Below are 17,395 nucleotides of genomic sequence, written 5' to 3'. Positions count from 1 at the left end.
AGAATTCGGAACATTCCAGAACAGGGAGAGCAGCGATGCGACGTGTGGTGTTCAACCAGAAGGGCGGCGTAGGCAAGTCCAGTATCGCCTGCAATCTCGCGGCGGTGAGTGCGGCGCAGGGTTATCGCACGTTGTTGATCGACCTCGACGCTCAGGCCAACTCGACCCATTACCTCACGGGGCTGACCGGCGAGGAAATCCCGATGGGCATCGCCGACTTCTTCAAGCAGACGCTCTCGTCCGGGCCATTTTCCAAAAAAGGCAAGGTCGATATCTATGAGACGCCCTTCGACAATCTGCATGTGGTCACCGCAACGGCCGAGCTGGCCGAGCTGCAACCCAAGCTTGAGCAGAAGCACAAGATCAACAAACTGCGGAAATTGCTCGACGAGCTGGCCGAGGATTACGACCACATCTACCTGGATACACCGCCAGCACTGAATTTCTATACGGTATCCGCGTTGATCGCGGCGGACCGTGTGCTGATTCCCTTCGACTGCGACAGCTTTTCGCGCAATGCGCTATACGGGCTGTTGGCCGAGATCGAAGAGCTCAAGGACGATCACAACGACGCGCTGGAGGTGGAGGGCATCGTGGTCAATCAGTTCCAGCCGCGAGCGGCGTTGCCACAGCAGCTGCTGGATGAGCTGATCGCCGAGGGGCTGCCGGTGTTGCCTGTAAACCTCATGAGTTCGGTGAAGATGCGTGAGTCGCACCAGGTCTGCACACCGTTGATCTATCTGGATACGCGACACAAGCTGACGCAGCAGTTTGTCGAACTGCACGATCTGCTCAACGCCAGTTGAGAATGAAGAAGGCGCCTGGAGGCGCCTTTTTCGTAAACCGCTGCTTCTAGCGCACCACGAACACGTCGCAGGGCGCCTTGTGCAGGAAATGCTGCGCGAGACTGCCCAGCAGCGCCTGAGAGAACGCGCTGCGGCCATGGCTGCCCAACACCAGCAGTTCGCCACGGCGCGTCTTGATTTGCTCTTGCAGGCTGCGCAGGATGCCGCCCTGCAGTACTTCATGGCTCAGCTTGGGGCCGCCAGCCGGAAGCTTTTGCGCCTCGTCATGCAATAACTGATCGATCAGGCCCTGCTGGGTCTGCAGCTGTTGTTCCACCTGCTGCGGTGTGCCCTTGTCCGGTTCGAACACGTGCAAGGCATGAAGCTCGGCATCTTCTGGCAGCAGGAGATAGGCCTGCCCCAGGGCGCTGCAGGCACACAGGGAAAAGTCGATTGCAGCCAGCGCGCGCTTGTAAGGCTGGAAGTCGTTACGCGCCACCAGCAGCAGTGGCACGGTGCAGCGACGGGCGATGCGGTCGAGGCTGGTGCCGGAAAAGAAGTCGTGGCGTTTCTGATGCCCACCGACCACCAGCAGGTCGCAGCCACTGTCCTGCACCTGTTGCAGTACCACCTCCGAAGGCTTGCCGCTGAGCATGCGTAGTTCGGTGCCGGGCGGCGCGTATTGGGTCAGGCTGCGATCCAGCGCCTGGCGCGCCTTTTCGTGTTGGTCGCTGCTCTGGCTCGGATCCAGAACATGCAGGATGGTCAGGCGGGCGTTGTGCTGCTGGGCCAGTTGAGTGGCGCGGCATAGCGCCATGTCGGCGGTGTCGCGCAGGTCATGAGCGATGAGGATGTGATTGAACATGGTGGCGGCTCTCTCCTGCCGATGCCCGTCGGCAATTTTATTGTGCCTGTTCAGATAGCCGCTCTTTTGACCTGTGGCAAGGTCGGGGACTGTTACTGATTGCGAATCCGCTAGCGACGCCGTTCAGCGTAAACGCAATTGGTAAAGGCCGCGACTTTCCGCGACCACTTCGCCGTTGCCGTCGGTCAGTTGTAACTCCAGCAGATAGTCGGCCTTGCCCTCTCGGCTCGCCTGCTCTTCGAGCTGAGCGATCTGCTCTGCCGACAGGCGCGCCTCCACCAGGATGTCGCCCATGGCCGGACGACGAAAGCGCAAGTTCATTTCCTTGACGACGGGGTAGAAGCGACGGGCGTCGAAGCTGGTCAGAAACAGCGCGCCGCCCGGAATTTCCGCGAGGGTGAAGAGCGCGCCTGCATACATGCTGCCGATATGGTTCTGGTTGCCTTGCAGGGGCATGCGCAGGCGTACGAAACCGGGCTCCAGCACCTCGGCCTTGAGGCCGCTGCGTTTGACGAAGGCGATCTGTTCTTCGGTAAGTTGGCGGGCAATTTCCGTGGGCAGCGGCATGACGTAGCTCCTTGTGCGGCGTCCCGCCAGACTAAGGCTTGCTCCGTGCGCTGCAATTGACCGCAGCGCCCGTGGTAACTGACCGAAGCGCTCAGGCGTAGCCCGGATGCAATCCGGGAAATTGCATGTCGGCCACCCCGGGTTGCGTCCGGGCTACTGCGCGCTAGATACCCTGCTGGCGCAGCCAGGCCTGAAGTTGCGGCAGTGGCATGGCGCCGCTCTGGCGCGCCACTTCGACGCCGCCCTTGAACAGGATCAGGCTGGGGATGGAGCGAATGCCTAGTTGCCCGGCCAGGCTGGGGTTGCCTTCGCTGTCCAGCTTACCCAGGCGGCAGCGGCCTTGCAGCTGTGCGGCGGCCTGCTGGAAGGTCGGTGCGAAGGCTTGGCAAGGACCACACCAGCTGGCCCAGACGTCCACCAGCAGCGGCAGATCGCCCTTGAGCTGGCTGGCGAAGTTGCCTTGCGTGAGGGTGATGGGGGCCGCAGGCAGCACCTCGGCCTTGCAGCGACCGCAGCGTGGAGCATCGCGCAGGCGCTCGGCAGGAATGCGGTTGAGCCCGTTGCAGTGCGGGCAGGGGATCAGGAGGGTATCGGACATGACGGCGAAACTCCGTGGGACAAGCTCCACAGATGGAGTCGCCGCCGCCTCATATCAAGTCACACCGGCGTCAGCGGGAAGAACCAGGGAATGACCAGCGTTGCCACGCCCCACAGCAGCAGGTTCAGCGGAATGCCGACCTTCATGAAGTCGGTGAAGCGATAGCCACCGGCGTTATAGACGAAGGTGTTGGTCTGGTAGCCGATGGGGGTGGCAAAGCTGGCGCTGGCAGCGAACATCACCGCGACCACGAAGGCGCGCGGATCGACGCCCAGATGCTGAGCCATACCGATGGCGATAGGCGTCACCAGCACCGCCACCGCGTTGTTCGACAGCATCTCGGTGAGGATCGAGGTGAACAGGTAGATGAAGCTCAGCATCAGCAGCGGCCCGGCCCAGGGCAGCCAGCCCATGACGTTCTCCACCAGCAGTTTGACCAGGCCGACCTTGTCCATGGCGATGCTGATGGCCAGCATGCCGAAGATCAGGCTGAGGATCTTCCAGTCCACCGCCTTGTAGGCATCTTCCACGTCCAGGCAGCGGGTCGCCAGCACCGTCACCGCGCCGATGATCGCCAGGCCTTCGATTGGCATCACGCCGAAAGCCGCCAGCAGCATCACTGCCAGCGTGGCGCTGATCGCGATCGGCGCCTTGTCGCGGCGGAAGGCGCGCTCCTGCACAGCGTTTAGGCTGATCAGCTCGCCGTTATCGGCGAAACGCTTGATTTGCGCCGGTGTACCTTCGACCAGCATCACGTCACCGAACTGCAGCTCGAACTCGTCGAGGTTGCCTTGCACGTTCTCGTCCTGGCGGTGCACGGCGAGCACGGCGATGCCATAGCGCGCGGTAAGGTCGAGGTCGCGCATGGGGCGGTGGCTGTAGCGCGAGTTACGTCCGACGATGGCCTCGGCGAGGATCACGTCATGGCTGCTGATGGTTTCGAAGGCGTCGCCACGGTTGAAGCTCAGATGGCCGCTTTCGCGCAGTTCCACCACATCCTTGACCTGGCCGTGCAGCACCAGCCGGTCGCCGCTGGCCAGCAGGGTGTCGGCGCCGGGTTCGGTCAGTTCCTGCTCGTCACGGAACAGTTTGAGCACCTGCAGGCCGCTACCCCCGTTGAGGTTGGCCTCGTGCAGGGTCTTGCCGATCATCGGCGAGTCGTGCGGCACCAGCAGTTCGGTCATGAAGGTACGCGACAGGTCCGGGCGCAGTTGGCGTGACAGAGTCTCGCGTTCGGGCAGCAGGTGACGGCCGATGGTCAGCAGATAGAGCATACCGAAGGCAGCCATGACCAGGCCGACGCCGGTGATCTCGAAGATGCCAAAGGGTGTCATGCCGGCCTTGCGTGCCACGCCATCGACCAGAATGTTGGTCGAGGTGCCGATCATGGTCAGGGTGCCGCCGAGAATGGTGGCATAGGACAGCGGAATCAGCAGTTTGGACGGCAGGGTGCCGGCACGGCGCGCCAGGGCGATGGCCACCGGGGTGAGGATGGCGACGACGGGGGTATTGTTCAGGCAGGCGGACACCACCAGCGCGGTGACGGTAAGGCCGGTAAGGACGCGGATTGGGCTGGTGCCGACCAGATCGCCCAGCCAGTTGCCGAGGGCGTCGATACAGCCGGTGCGTTCCAGCGCCGCAGAGAGCACGAACATGCAGGCGATGGTCACAGGCGCCGAGTTCGACAGCACGCTGAGCACTTCGCCCGGCGTCAGTAACTGGCTGACCAGCAGGGCCGCCACGGCGATGGCCGCGACGATATCCGGGCTCCATTTCTCGCGGACGAAGGCATAGAGCACCCAGATCAGCAGGGCGCCGACGAAAAAGAGGGGCAGGGAATCCCAGAACATGAAAATCCTTAGAACCGGCCTCTGACCCGCAAGACGCCTGACTGTTGGGCAGTAGCTCTCAGCTGGCGGGGCGGCAGGCAGGTTCTTTTGCGTCGAATCTCGTGTGAGGTATCGGGCACGCACTGGGCGGCCTGGCTGGGCGCCAAGATAGAGGGGTTCTCTTAGATAGTCTAAGAATGTTTGGGTAGATTGATATGCCTTTTCGGTTTAACAGATAAGTAGTGCCACCGAGCAGCACCTCAGGACGAACAACTGATCTCCAGATGCTTGCCCCACTCCGGTGGGCGCTCGGCGTAGCGCTCCTTGCCCGGCTGCTCATCGAATGGGCGGGACAATACCGCGTGCAGTTCGCGCACCGGGCCATAGTCACCGGACTCGGCCGCTTCGATGGCCTGCTGCGCCAGGTAGTTGCGCAGGATGTACCTGGGGTTGACCGCGTCCATGCGCGCCTGGCGTTCATTTTGTTCCCCGCCTTCCAACTGGCAGCGCGCCAGGTAGTCCTTGCCCCAGGCATCGAAGCCGGCCAGATCCACGAAGTCGTCACGCACGACTTTCAGCGCTTCGGCAGGCGCCTGCTGGCCAAGGTGGCGGAAGAACAGCGTGTAGTCGGTAGCCTTGCCCTGCTGCATCAGTTGCAGCAGGCGCTGGATCAGCGCTTCGTCGTCGTCCTGGGCACTGGTGAAACCCAGGCGTTTGCGCATCAGATCGAGGTAGTGCGCCTGGTACAGCGGCAGGAACAGATCCAGCGCCTCGCGCAGTTTCTCCACGGACGCGAATGGGGTCATGGCCTGAGCCAGGGCGGCCAGGTTCCAGTGGGCGATGGGCACCTGGTTGCTGAAGCTGTAGCGGCCAGTGTCGTCGGAGTGATTGCAGATGTGATTGGCGTCGAAGTCGTCGAGGAAGGCGTAGGGGCCGTAGTCGAAGGTGATACCAAGGATCGACATGTTGTCGGTGTTCATCACCCCATGACAGAAGCCGTAGGCCTGCCAGTAGGCGATCATCGCGGCGGTGCGCTCGATCACCTCGCGCAGCAGCGCCAGCCAAGGCTCGTCCTGCTCCAGGCAGGCCGGGAAATGGCAGGCCATGACGTGTTCGCCGAGGGTTTTCAGCTGCTCGTGCTGGCGGGTGTAGTAGAAGTATTCGAAGTGGCCGAAGCGCACGTGGCTCTGCGCCAGGCGCAGCACCATCGCCGCGCTTTCCTTCTTCTCGCGCCAAACCGGGGTGTCCGAGCCGGTGACGCACAGTGCGCGTGAACTGGGTATGCCGAGGGCATGCAGGTGTTCGCTGGCGAGGAACTCGCGGATCGAACTACGTAGCACCGCACGGCCATCGCCCATGCGCGAGTAGGGCGTCATGCCGGCGCCTTTGAGGTGCAGGTCCCAGTGCTCGCCAGTCTCGTTGAGCACTTCGCCCAGCAGCAGGCCGCGACCGTCGCCCAGGCGCGGCGTGTAGCCACCGAACTGGTGCCCGGAGTAGACCATCGCGCGCGGCTCTGCCTGTTCCCACAGCTTGTGTCCGGCGAACAGCTCGGCGAACTCGCTGCGTTGTGCTTCGGCAGGCTGCAGATCGAGCAGGGCCATGGCCGACTCGCTGACCACCACCAGACGCGGCTGCTCGATGGGCTCAGGCAAAATCTCGGTGGAGAAGGCGTCGCCGAGGCGGGCGAAGCGGTTGTCGAAGGTCAGCTGGTCGAGGCTTTTCACCTGTGGCTCCTCTGCAGGTCAGGGCGCGATGGGCGGCGGTGGCGTACCTTGCACGCCAGCGGCACCTGCCGCTGCGATTTTCGCCAGGTCTTTCTGGTCGAGTTTCTTTTCACCATGCTCCAGATTTTTCACGTACACCTCGACCTGGCGGAAGGCGATGTTGATGCCGTTTTTCGGGAACTCACGGTCGATGAAACGGTTGATCTCGTCGGTCGCTGGGTTGCGGTCGCCGAGGTCGCGCACGTGGATGCGCAGTTCGTGGTCGAGCGTGCTCTCGCCGAAGTTGAGGAAGTAGACGATGGGCGCCGGCTCCTTGAGCACCCGCGGGTTTTCCTGCGCGGCCTGCAGCAGCAGCTTGCGCACCAGGTCCAGATCCGAACCATAACCGACACCCACCTTGAGGGTGACGCGGGTGACCGTGTCGGTCAGCGACCAGTTGATCAACTGACCGGTGATGAAGGTCTTGTTCGGAACGATGATTTCCTTGTGGTCGAAATCGGTGATGGTGGTGGCGCGGATACGGATCTTGCTCACCGTGCCGGACAAATTTCCGATAGTGACCACGTCACCGATGCGCACCGGGCGCTCGAACAGGATGATCAGGCCGGAAATGAAGTTGGCGAAGATCTCCTGCAGGCCGAAACCCAGGCCGACCGACAGCGCCGCCACCAGCCACTGCAATTTGTCCCAGCTTACGCCAAGGGTGGACAGCGTGCTGACGATGCCGATAGCGACCAATGCATAGGACAGCAGGGTCGTGGTGGCGTAGGCGCTGCCCTGTGCCAGGCGCATGCGCGACAGCACCAGCACTTCGAGCAGGCCCGGCAGGTTGCGCGCCAGCGCCACCGTGATGGCGACGATGATCAGCGCGCCGATCACGTCCATCAGGCTGATGGGGACCAGGGCCGCGTTGTCCCCGGTGCCACTGCTGTATTCGTAGAGGTTGATGGTATCGAGGTAGGTGAACACGCCGATCAGATCGGCCCAGACCGCGTACAGGCAGACCAGGAAACCGCCGAGCAGGGCTAGGCGGATCAGGCGCAGAGACTGCTGGTTGACCTGCTCGATATCCAGGGTCGGCTCTTCCACCGGTGCTTCGCCGTCCAGGCTTTCCTTGCTCTGTGCCTGGCGTTTGGCCAGGGCGCGCTGGTATGCCAGGCGCCGTGCCGCAACGCTCAGACCGCGCACCAGAGTGGCCTCGACGATCAGCAGGATGATCAGCAGATACAGGGTATCGATCAGTCGGTCGGTGAGCTTGAGCGCGGTGTAGTAGTAGCCGAAGGCGACCGCGCCGATCAGCGCCAGTGGCAGCAGGTTGAACAGCACGCCGAGGGCGGTGCGCAGTCCCGAAGCGTTCTCGCGCAATGGCGCGTTGAACAGCAGGTGGAACAGCAGCCAGGCCATCAGGGCGTAGCAGGTAATCACCACGGCGATGCCGATCACGTCGCCTGCAAGGCTCGCCGGCTGGTGCTCGGCGATGCTCACCACGGCCACCAGGGCCATCACCACCAGCCCCAGACGACGCAAATGCTGGCGGAAGAAGGTGACGTTGGCCGGCGGCCAATGAAAATGCAGGATGGCCACGCCATCCGGCGAAAGAATGCGGTGCAGGGTGTAGAACACCAGCCAGGCTTCCGCCATCTCGTAGAGCGCAGCGCCCAGATAGAGGTTCTGCCCGCGCGCGTCGTGCAGCAGGGCATAACCGCACAGCGCCAGGAACAGCGTGACCGGCAACGCCAGTATGACGTTGAGACCCAGTGCCATTGGCGTGTGCAGCTGGCTGTCATGCTTGTAATGGCCGATATCGCCATGCAGTGCACTGAGCTTGTCGAACAGGTACTGGCGGCGCCATAGGATCAGCGCGCAGAGCAGGATCAGCGGCAGGAATACCAGCGGACGTTCGATCAGGCCCGCGCCCAGTTCGCTGATGGCCATGCCCCATGGCATGTCGGCCAGTTGCTGCTGGAAGTGACGTGGCGCCGACTTCAGCCAGTCGAGATCCAGCGGCTTGTTGCTGGGAATCCAGAACATCTGCTCGTCGATGGTGGCGCGCAGGCTGCTGGCCGTGCTTTCCAGTTCCTTCTGGTTGAGCTGGAGGGTGATCGACTCGTTGAGCAGTGCATTCAACGAGCGGTTCAGGCGATCGTGCAGTTCGCGTCGGGTGGTGAGCTGCTCGCGTAGCGCGTTGCGCAGTTCCGGGGTGACTTCCTCGCTGGGTTGGCCGCTCAGCAGGTTTTCCACATAGCGGGCGGGATCACTGATCTCTTCGCGCTGCTTGTTCAGCTCGAACTGATAGAGGCGAATGTCGGCGATCTCATTGGCCAGCGAGCCGTCATCGAGCTTCAGCTTGGGCAACGCCTGCTTCTGTTGGTAGAGAATTCTCGACAGCAGGAGGCTGCCCTGCAGCACGCGGATCTGCTCGTCCAGCGCCTGGTTGGCCTGGTTGAGGTTGTCCAGTTGCTGGCGGGTCTGCAGGTTCTGCTCGGTCAGGGCATTCAGGCGCTCCGTGGCACGCAGCAGATAGTCGGAAAGCTTAAGATTGAGCGAGCTCTCCCTGGCCAGCAGACGGTCGGAGCTGGCGCGCTCGGCCTCGCGTGACTGCTCGGCGACGGTTTGCTCGGATTCGGCGCGGCGTCGTTCGTTGATCAGGCCTTGCAGGGCCTGGCGCTCCTGCTCGGCGCGATTGATGCGTTCTTCGAGCAGGGCGCGCTGAGCGCTGCCGAGGTCCTGCAGCAGGCTGTTGCCGGACAACTCCTGGCGGCGCAGCTGGGTTTGCGCGGCGAGTAGCGACAGCTCCGCATTGAGCTGATTGCGGCGCTCCTGGGTCAGCGCCTTGCCTTCGAAGCGGCCACTCTTGAGTGCGTCGTTGATCAGTTGGCTGCGCGCCTGATTCTGGCTGATCTCTGCCTGGGCACGTTCCGGGCGGGTCTGTGCGGTGATCACCAGGCTGTTGGCCTCGATGATCGCCTTGTTCCATTCGCTGATCTGACTGGAGCGTTCGTTGAGCAACTGCTCGAGCTGGGCGAGCGGGGTGCGTGCATGGCGCGTGGACGTCTGGGGTTCGGGGCTGGATTTGAGTCGGTCCAGCTCGCGCTGGGCCTCGCTGATCAGGCGCGGGGCATTGTCCAGCTGTTTGCGCAGATCGTTGAGGCGCTGCTCGGCGTTCTGACGGTCCTGCAGCATGCGCAGGGTCTGCTCGAGCGTCTGCTTGAGCGCCAGTTGTTCGGCCTCCGGCAGCTTGCGGTCGGCCAGGCCGTCCAGGCTCTGCTGCACGCTTTCGCTGGTCGGTGGCTCCTGGGCGAACACCTGCGGGATGCCGAGACACAAGGCGAACAGAACGGCTGCTAGGGAAAGGCGCGACAGATGCATGGTCGATTGATCTACTGAGTGGACGGTTGCGATTGACATTACCCGCGATACAACGAAGGCGCGGGCCTGTTGGCCCGCGCGATGCTGATGCTAGCAGAGTCCCAGCGGGGTGTTTCGCTCGTCTGCTAAAAGTGCAGCCCTGGGCCCGGACGTGTGCCCTCGGGGAATCTGACGCCGACTTTGCGCACCTTGTTCCCTTCCATGGCCGCGACCGTCCAGGTCAGACCCTGCCACTCCACCTGGTCGCCGACCACCGGCTCGCCACCGATTTCGTGGGCGATGAAACGGCCCAGCGGTTGATTGCCTTCCGTTTCGTCGAGCTTCAGGCCGTAGAGCGCAGCAACGGCGCTCAGCTCGGCGTCGCCTTCCAGCACGAAATCACCGAAGAAGCGCAGGTCCTGGCCTCGGGTGGGCGCCTGGCTGAACAGCTTGCCGAGTGCCGACAGGTCATGTTCGTGACCGATCACGCAGAGCAGGTCACCGGCTTGCAGGCGCGTGCTGCCCGAAGGGTGAAGCAGTTCTCGGCCACGGAAGAGTGCGGCAATACGGGTGCCATCCGGCATGTTCAGCTCGCGTAGCGCGGCGCCAATGCACCATTTTTCTGCGCCCAGGCGGTAGACGAACAGTTCCCACTGGCTGGTCGGGTGCACCTCCAGGCCGGCGCGTGACACGGGTGCCGGCTCCGGCGGTACGGTGACGCGCATCAGCTTGGCCGCCAGCGGCAGGCTGGTGCCCTGCAGCAGCAGGGAGATGATCACGATGAAGAAGGCGACGTTGAAGAACAGCTGCGCATTGGGCAGGCCGGCCATCAGCGGGAATACTGCGAGAATGATCGGCACCGCGCCACGCAGGCCGACCCAGGCGATGAAGATCCGCTCGCGGTCGTGGAAGGCACGAAACGGCAGCAGACCAAGAGCGATCGACAATGGCCGCGCGAAGAGAATCATCCACAGCGCCAGGGCCAGCGCCGGCAGGGCGATGGGCAGCAGCTCGTGCGGCGTGACCAGCAGACCGAGAACCAGGAACATGCCGATCTGCGCCAGCCAGGTGAGCCCGTCGAGCATGTGCAGAATGCCGTGACGCGAACGGATCGGCCGGTTACCCAGCAGCAGGCCGCACAGGTAGATGGCGAGGATGCCACTGCCGCCCACGGCGGTGGTGATGGCGAAGATGATCAGGCCGCCGCTGACCACCAGTAGCGGATACAGACCGGTAGCCAGCTCCATGCGATTGATCAGTTTCAGCAGCAGCCAGCCGCCCCCCAGGCCGAGCAGAGCGCCGAGGCCAAACTGCTGCACCAGCTGGATCGGCAGGTCCCAGCTGAAACCGGTCTGGCCGCTGGCGAGCATGGCGATCAGGGTCACGGTGAGGAACACCGCCATCGGGTCGTTGCTACCGGACTCGATTTCCAGCGTGGAGCTGACCCGCTCGTTGAGGCCGCGTCCGCCCAGCAGGGAGAATACCGCCGCAGCATCGGTGGAACCGACGATGGCGCCGATCAGCAAGCCCTCGAGCAGCGTCAGGTTGAATAGCCAGGCAGCGGCAAGGCCGGTCAAACCCGCCGTTATCACCACCCCGACCGTCGCCAATGACAAGGATGGCCACAGGGCCACACGGAAGCTGGAAACCCGTGTGCGCATGCCACCGTCGAGCAGGATCACCGCCAACGCCAGGTTGCCGACCAGGTAGGCCAGGGGATAGTTGTTGAAGACGATACCGCCGGGGCCGTCGGTACCGGCCAGCATGCCGACCGCAAGGAAGATCACCAGGATGGGGATGCCGAAACGCGTGCCGAACGCGCTGACCAGAATGCTGGCCGCTACCAGAAAGGCGCCGATCAAGAACAGATTGTTGATGGCGCTGGCATCCAACTGCGTGTACTCCTGGCTGACAAACATGGGGCGCCTATGCATGGCGCGTGCCAGGGATTCTAACCGTAGCCTTCGTACCGCTGTCAAAAAGGTTATTACATTTTGCAGGCTTCAGGCTTCAGGCTTCAGGCTTCAGGCTTCAGGCTTCAGGCTTCAGGCCTCAGGCTTGCAGCTTGCAGCTTGCAGCCTGAGGCCGCTCCTCAGAACCAGGTGTCCTGCATGCCCAGGCAGGTATCGTCGCGCGCTTCGAGGATGGCCAGGTCGTGGTGGCAGCCCGGCACTTCCCAGATCAGGAAGTAACGCGCGGCCTGCAGCTTGCCGCGGTAGAAGGCCTGTTCTTCGGCATTGTCCGTGCGGGCCAGGCCCTGCTCGGCGCGAATGGCCTGTTCCAGCCAGCGCCAGCCGATCACGGTGTGGCCGAACACTTTCAGGTACAGCGCCGAGTTGGCCAGGCCCTGGTTGACCTTGCCGCTCATCAGGTCGCCGAGCAGGGCCAGGGTTACAGCCTGCAGGCGCGCCAGCAATTGTTCGAGCGGCTGACGCAGGGCAGTGAGCGATTCGTACTCGCTGGCGCGCTGGCAGCAGTCGTTGATCAGCTTGAGCAGCTGCTTGAGCGCGGCGCCGCCGTTCATCGACACCTTGCGCCCGAGCAGGTCGAGCGACTGGATGCCGTGAGTACCCTCGTGGATCGGGTTGAGGCGGTTGTCGCGGTAGTACTGTTCCACCGGGTATTCGCGGGTATAGCCGTGGCCGCCGAGAATCTGGATGGCCAGCTCGTTGGCCTTGAGGCAGAACTCCGAGGGCCAGGACTTGACGATGGGCGTGAGCAGATCGAGCAGCTCCAGCGCGCGGGTGCGATCTTCGGCGGTTTCCAGGGTCTGGGTGTCGTCGAACAGCCGGGCAGCATACAGGCCGAGGTCGAAGGCGCCTTCGACATAGGCCTTCTGCGTCAGCAGCATGCGCCGCACGTCGGCGTGCTCGACGATGGAAATCTGCGGGCTGGTCGGGTCCTTGCCGTCCGGCTGGCGCCCTTGTGGGCGATTGCGCGCGTAGTCCAGCGAGTACAGATAGCCGGCATAGCCGAGCATGATCGCGCCCATGCCGACGCCGATGCGCGCCTCGTTCATCATCTGGAACATGTAGGAAAGGCCGGCGTGCGGCTTGCCCACCAGATAGCCGACGCACTCGCCGTTGTCGCCGAAATTCAGCGCCGTGGAGGTGGTGCCGCGCCAGCCCATCTTGTGAAACAGGCCGGCCAGGGTCACGTCGTTGCGTGCGCCCAGGCTGCCATCTTCATTGACGTGGAACTTGGGCACCAGGAACAGGCTGATGCCCTTTACCCCGGGCGGTGCGTCCGGCAGCTTGGCCAGGACCATGTGCACAATGTTCTCGGAAATCGGCTGGTCGCCGCCGGAGATGAAGATCTTGTTGCCCTTGATGCGGTAGCTGCCGTCGGCATGCGGCTCGGCGCGGGTTCTGATGTCCGACAGCGAGGAGCCGGCATGCGGCTCGGTCAGCGCCATGGTGCCGAAGAAACGGCCATCGATGATCGGCTGCAGGTAGCGGGCCTTCTGCTCCTCGCTGCCGAAGGCCTCGATCAGATTGGCCACGCCCATGGTCAGCATCGAGTAGGAGCTGGTGGCGATATTGGCCGACTGGAAATGGGCGAAGCAGGCCTGCGACAGCAGGTTGGGCAACTGCATGCCGCCGTGCTCGAAATCGCGGGTGGCGTTGAGGAAGCCCGCCTCGTGGAAGGCGCGCAGCGCCGGCTCGACCTCGGGGATCAGCACCGCGCCGCCGTCGACGTACTGCGGTTCGTGTTCGTCGTTCTTGCGGTTGTGCGGGGCGAACAGTTCCTCGGCGATGCCGCGTGCGGTGCCGATCGCCGCGTCGAAGGTTTCGCGGTTGTGGTCGGCGAAGCGTAGGCGCTGGGTCAGGGCTTCGGCGTCGAGTACTTCATAGAGTTCGAACGCCAGGTTGCGGGAGCTGAGCAGGGTCTCGGACATGGAACGGGCCTCCAGATGATCGACCGAGTCTAGGCAGGCGGTCGCCCGGCTGCCCAGCATCATCAGTCATGGTGATAAATCACCACACCACCTGTCAGCCCTGGACCGCAGGAGCGGCTTCAGCCGCGATGTGCTTCGAAACCCCGCGCCAGCTCGCGGGTCAGCTCGGCCGCCGGCATTTGCCGGCAGTTGGCGACGTTCTGCCCGGCCCACAGCGGCGAGAAGTCGCCGCTGCCCTGGGCCTCGGCCGCCGCGCGCAGCGGCGCGATGGCCGCGGTGGCCAGGGGGAACTCTGGCGCATGCGCGCTGATCGGCCCCAGCTCACGCATCAGACGGTTGACGATGCCGCGCGCGGGGCGGCCGCTGAACAGGTTGGTCAGCGCCGTATGGTGTGCCGCCGGGCTCTGCAGGGCAGCGCGGTGAATGGCGCCGGTAGCGGCCTCGGGGCACAGCAGGTAGGCGCTGCCGACCTGCACCCCGGCAGCGCCGAGGGCCATGGCGGCGGCCACCCCGCGGGCATCGCCGATGCCGCCGGCGGCGATCACCGGCACCGACAGTGCATCGACCAGCTGCGGCAGCAGGGCGAAGGTGCCGAGCTGGCGGCTCAGGTCGTGATCGAGAAAATGTCCGCGATGGCCGCCGGCTTCCAGCCCCTGAGCGATCACCGCATCGACGCCGCGTTCCTGCAGCCAGAGCGCCTCGTCCAGCGTGGTGGCGCTGGAGAGAATCTTCGCGCCGCTGCGCCGGACTCGCTCCAGCAGGTCCGGCTGCGGCAGGCCGAAATGGAAGCTGACCACCGCCGGGCGAAATTCTTCTACCAGTGCGGCGGCCTCGTCGTTGAACGGCAGGCGCCCGGGCCCGCCGGCAATGCTCTCCGGGTCCACACTCAGCTCGGCATAGTAGGGCGCCAGTGCTTCGCGCCATCCTGCCTCGCGCTCTGCATCCGGTTGCGGCGGTACGTGGCTGAAGAAGTTGAGGTTGAACGGCCGATCGGTGAGCTCGCGCATCGCCTGCAGCGCCTGGCGCAGGGCGGCGGGTGTGAGCATGGCGCAGGGAATCGAGCCAAGGCCGCCAGCTTCGCATACGGCAGCAGCCAGACGGTGATCCTGCGAGCCGGCCATCGGCGCCTGGATCAGGGGCAGTTCGCTACCGAGCAGTTGCAGAGACATGGCGGGTTCTCGCTATCCAGGGAGATGCGCAGCCTAGGCCGTAAAGGTGCGAAGGGGCAAGCCGCAATGCCAGGCGCCGGCCTGTTAAACTGCGCGCCTGATTCGAGGACTCGCACATGAACTACCGCCACGCCTTCCATGCCGGCAATCACGCCGACGTGCTCAAGCATCTGGTACTGACCCGCCTGCTCGCCCTGCTGTCGAAAAAAGAGGCGCCGTTCGCCTATCTGGACAGCCACGCCGGCCTCGGCCTCTACGATCTGCAGGGCGATGCGGCCAGCCGCACCGGCGAGTACCTGGAAGGCATCGGCCGCCTCTGGCAGGCCACGCAGCTGCCGGATGCGGTGGAAGCCTATCTGGAGGTGGTGCGGGCGATGAACCCGGATGGCGAGCTGCGTTACTACCCCGGTTCGCCGGAGCTGGCGCGCCTGCTCAGCCGTGAGCAGGATCGTCTGCAGCTCAACGAGAAACACCCCGAGGACGGCCGCCTGCTCAAGGACAACATGCGCGGCGACCGTCGCGTTGCCGTGCACCTGGGCGAGGGCTGGCTGGTGCCGCGGGCGCTGATGCCGACCCGCGAGAAGCGCGTGCTGCTGCTGATCGACCCGCCTTTCGAAAAGACCGACGAGCTGCAGCGCTGCGTCGAAGCGCTGAATGAGGCACATGGGCGCATGCGTCAGGCCATCGTGGCGATCTGGTATCCGATCAAGGACGAGCGCCAGCTGGCGCGCTTCTACCGCGATTTGCAAAAAAGTGCCGCACCGAAGCTGCTGCGGGCCGAACTTTATGTGCATGCCCCGGACGACGCCACGCGCCTGAGCGGTTCCGGCCTGGTGATCAGCAACCCACCTTGGGGGTTGGAAGACGAGCTCAAGCAACTGCTGCCCTGGCTGGCCGACGCGCTCGGGCAGAGCCAGGGTGGCTGGCGTTTGGATTGGCTGATAGAAGAAGCCGCAAGCGGCAAGCCATAAGCTGCAAGCGAGCCGCACACTGCTCTTGCCTGCAGCGCGTAGCCCGGATGCAATCCGGGAGCCGTGGCCCCCGATCCCCGGATTGCATCCGGGCTACAAGGGGGTCAAGCAGGCTTGTGATTGGGCTCGATGTGATAGCTCAGGTTGCGCCTCGGGCTGAGGTATTCCAGCACCTCCAGCGGTAGCTGCGAAGGACGCAGGCTGCGGGCGATAGCCAGTTTCGGCTCCTGCACGAGGTCGAGGATCAGGGCTTCCTCCTTGGCGACCTCGGCGTCGTAGACAATCAGCGTGGGCTTGAGCGCCTGACTCGGGTTCATGCCCAGCACCAGCGCATAGCGCTCGTCCTCCAGCTGCACCAGGCTGCCCGGCGGGTAGATGCCCATGACCCGGATGAAGGCCTTCAATGCCACCTCGTCGAAGTGCTCGCGCTGCTGCTTGAACATCAGCGCCAGGGCCTCGTGCGGGCTCAGCGCCTGGCGCGGGTCGAGCGGGTTGCACAGGCCGTCGAAGTGGTTGGTGATTGCCACAAGGCGGCTCAGGCGGCCGATAGCGGCTTCGCGCAGGCCACGCGGGTAGCCGCTGCCGTCACAGTGTTCGTGGTGCTCATGGATGATGCGCAGCACCTCGTCATCGAGCATCAGCTTCTGCCCCATGCGCACGCCGAACTCGGTGTGCATCTGCAGCAGTTGCTGCTCCGGGCGCGTCAGGGGCTCGGGCTTGAGCAGCACCCTGCTTGGCACTTCCAGCTTGCCGATATCGTGCAGCAGCGCGCCGAGGCCGAGGCTATGACAGGCCTCACTGTCGAGCCCGAGCTGGCGCCCGAGCAGCAGGGACAGCACGGTGACGTTGAGTGCGTGAAAGTAGCTGTCCTCGGCGGCCTTGCCGGTAATGCTGTGCAGCACCACACCCGGGGCGCCGAGCAGCGTCTCGACCATCTCGCCGACAATGGCGCCGGCCTGGCGCATCGCGTCTTCCGGGCGGCTGCGCAGGGTCTGGTTAAGAGCCTTGATGCGCTGGCTGGCTTCGAGGAAGCGGCGGTCTACATCGGCCAGGCGGCTGCGCAGCTGGCGCAGTTTCTGCGCGCGCGCCTGACGCTCCTGTGCTTGCGGATCGAAGGGCAGTTCGGTGAGGGCGGGCGCCGGTGCGTCTTCGGCGAGCGCCAGAGGCGGGCAATCGCTACGCGCCGGGTCATAACGCAGCTGCTTGAGGTTCAGGGCGCGCAGGGCGCGAATCTGCGCCTCATCCTTGATCTTGAAGTTGCTGAAGGCGAAATCGTGCTCCCACCAGCTCAGGTCGAGTTGGACGTAGAGGCCGACGCATAGCTGATCAGGCGTGATGTAGGGCGCAGTGGCAGACATGCCGGGCTCGTCCAATGATGGCTGATTGCCCCGAATTCTAGTCCGGCCGAGTGCGTGATGGCAGCAGTTCTTCCGCTCAGGCCATCACATCGATGCTGTTGCCCAGGTGAGGCGGATTGCTGGGGGCGCTGACCGGCGCAGCGGCCTGCACCAGTCCGGTGATATTGGCAGCCTGCAGTTCCAGCGTCTTGCGCAGCAGCAGAAGCGACATCTGAGCGGAAATTTGCGCCGATGCCTGACTCGATACCTGGCTGGAAATGCTGCTCAGCTCCACGACCCTTAA

The 17,395-nt window shown here is 64.1% G+C and carries 13 protein-coding genes; 2 read left to right on the top strand and 11 right to left on the bottom strand.

Going from position 1 to position 17,395, the window contains the following annotated elements; all coding sequences use genetic code 11:
• Positions 1-35: 35 nt before the first annotated feature.
• Positions 36-806 (top strand): ParA family protein, encoded by a 771-nt coding sequence (locus DXK50_RS01220; RefSeq protein WP_161864634.1) that lies wholly within the window; start codon positions 36-38, stop codon positions 804-806.
• A gap of 46 nt (positions 807-852) precedes the next feature.
• On the opposite strand, the gene DXK50_RS01215 is transcribed toward DXK50_RS01220, so the two are convergent.
• From DXK50_RS01215 to DXK50_RS01175, 9 genes are all read right to left on the bottom strand, one after another.
• The gene (locus DXK50_RS01215; protein WP_212629092.1) at positions 853-1,650 is read right to left on the bottom strand and encodes a universal stress protein; all 798 of its coding nucleotides are present in this window, start codon (positions 1,648-1,650) and stop codon (positions 853-855) included.
• Between the two features lie 123 nt (positions 1,651-1,773).
• On the bottom strand, positions 1,774-2,217 hold the full coding sequence (locus tag DXK50_RS01210) for a YiiD C-terminal domain-containing protein (RefSeq protein ID WP_212629091.1): 444 nt from the start codon (positions 2,215-2,217) through the stop codon (positions 1,774-1,776).
• Positions 2,218-2,380: 163 nt separating this feature from the next.
• The gene (trxC, locus tag DXK50_RS01205) at positions 2,381-2,815 is read right to left on the bottom strand and encodes a thioredoxin TrxC (RefSeq protein WP_212629090.1); all 435 of its coding nucleotides are present in this window, start codon (positions 2,813-2,815) and stop codon (positions 2,381-2,383) included.
• Between the two features lie 59 nt (positions 2,816-2,874).
• Positions 2,875-4,665: an SLC13 family permease gene (locus tag DXK50_RS01200; protein WP_161864638.1), complete on the bottom strand. Its 1,791-nt coding sequence runs from the start codon at positions 4,663-4,665 to the stop codon at positions 2,875-2,877.
• A gap of 239 nt (positions 4,666-4,904) precedes the next feature.
• Complete coding sequence (gene selO, locus DXK50_RS01195; RefSeq protein WP_212629089.1) at positions 4,905-6,368, bottom strand: protein adenylyltransferase SelO; 1,464 nt, start codon at positions 6,366-6,368, stop codon at positions 4,905-4,907.
• Positions 6,369-6,386: 18 nt separating this feature from the next.
• The gene (gene mscK / locus DXK50_RS01190; protein WP_212629088.1) at positions 6,387-9,737 is read right to left on the bottom strand and encodes a mechanosensitive channel MscK; all 3,351 of its coding nucleotides are present in this window, start codon (positions 9,735-9,737) and stop codon (positions 6,387-6,389) included.
• Between the two features lie 125 nt (positions 9,738-9,862).
• Positions 9,863-11,608 (bottom strand): potassium/proton antiporter, encoded by a 1,746-nt coding sequence (locus DXK50_RS01185; RefSeq protein ID WP_212629542.1) that lies wholly within the window; start codon positions 11,606-11,608, stop codon positions 9,863-9,865.
• A 200-nt stretch (positions 11,609-11,808) separates the two neighbouring features.
• Positions 11,809-13,614 (bottom strand): acyl-CoA dehydrogenase, encoded by a 1,806-nt coding sequence (locus DXK50_RS01180; protein WP_212629087.1) that lies wholly within the window; start codon positions 13,612-13,614, stop codon positions 11,809-11,811.
• 119 nt (positions 13,615-13,733) lie between these two features.
• A complete protein-coding gene (locus DXK50_RS01175; RefSeq protein ID WP_212629086.1) occupies positions 13,734-14,783 on the bottom strand; it encodes an NAD(P)H-dependent flavin oxidoreductase in 1,050 nt (349 codons plus the stop codon).
• Between the two features lie 116 nt (positions 14,784-14,899).
• Here DXK50_RS01175 and DXK50_RS01170 point away from each other — a divergent pair, with 116 nt between their 5' ends.
• Positions 14,900-15,754 (top strand): 23S rRNA (adenine(2030)-N(6))-methyltransferase RlmJ, encoded by an 855-nt coding sequence (locus DXK50_RS01170; RefSeq protein WP_161864644.1) that lies wholly within the window; start codon positions 14,900-14,902, stop codon positions 15,752-15,754.
• 104 nt (positions 15,755-15,858) lie between these two features.
• Here the strand turns inward: DXK50_RS01170 and DXK50_RS01165 are convergent, their stop codons facing one another.
• On the bottom strand, positions 15,859-17,112 hold the full coding sequence (locus DXK50_RS01165) for an HD-GYP domain-containing protein (protein WP_212629085.1): 1,254 nt from the start codon (positions 17,110-17,112) through the stop codon (positions 15,859-15,861).
• A gap of 76 nt (positions 17,113-17,188) precedes the next feature.
• Complete coding sequence (locus DXK50_RS01160; protein WP_212629084.1) at positions 17,189-17,386, bottom strand: putative motility protein; 198 nt, start codon at positions 17,384-17,386, stop codon at positions 17,189-17,191.
• Positions 17,387-17,395 lie beyond the last annotated feature (9 nt).

The organism is Pseudomonas sp. KB-10 (assembly GCF_018221585.1).
Taxonomy (GTDB): domain Bacteria; phylum Pseudomonadota; class Gammaproteobacteria; order Pseudomonadales; family Pseudomonadaceae; genus Aquipseudomonas; species Aquipseudomonas yangonensis.
This window is presented reverse-complemented; position numbering and strand designations above follow the sequence as displayed.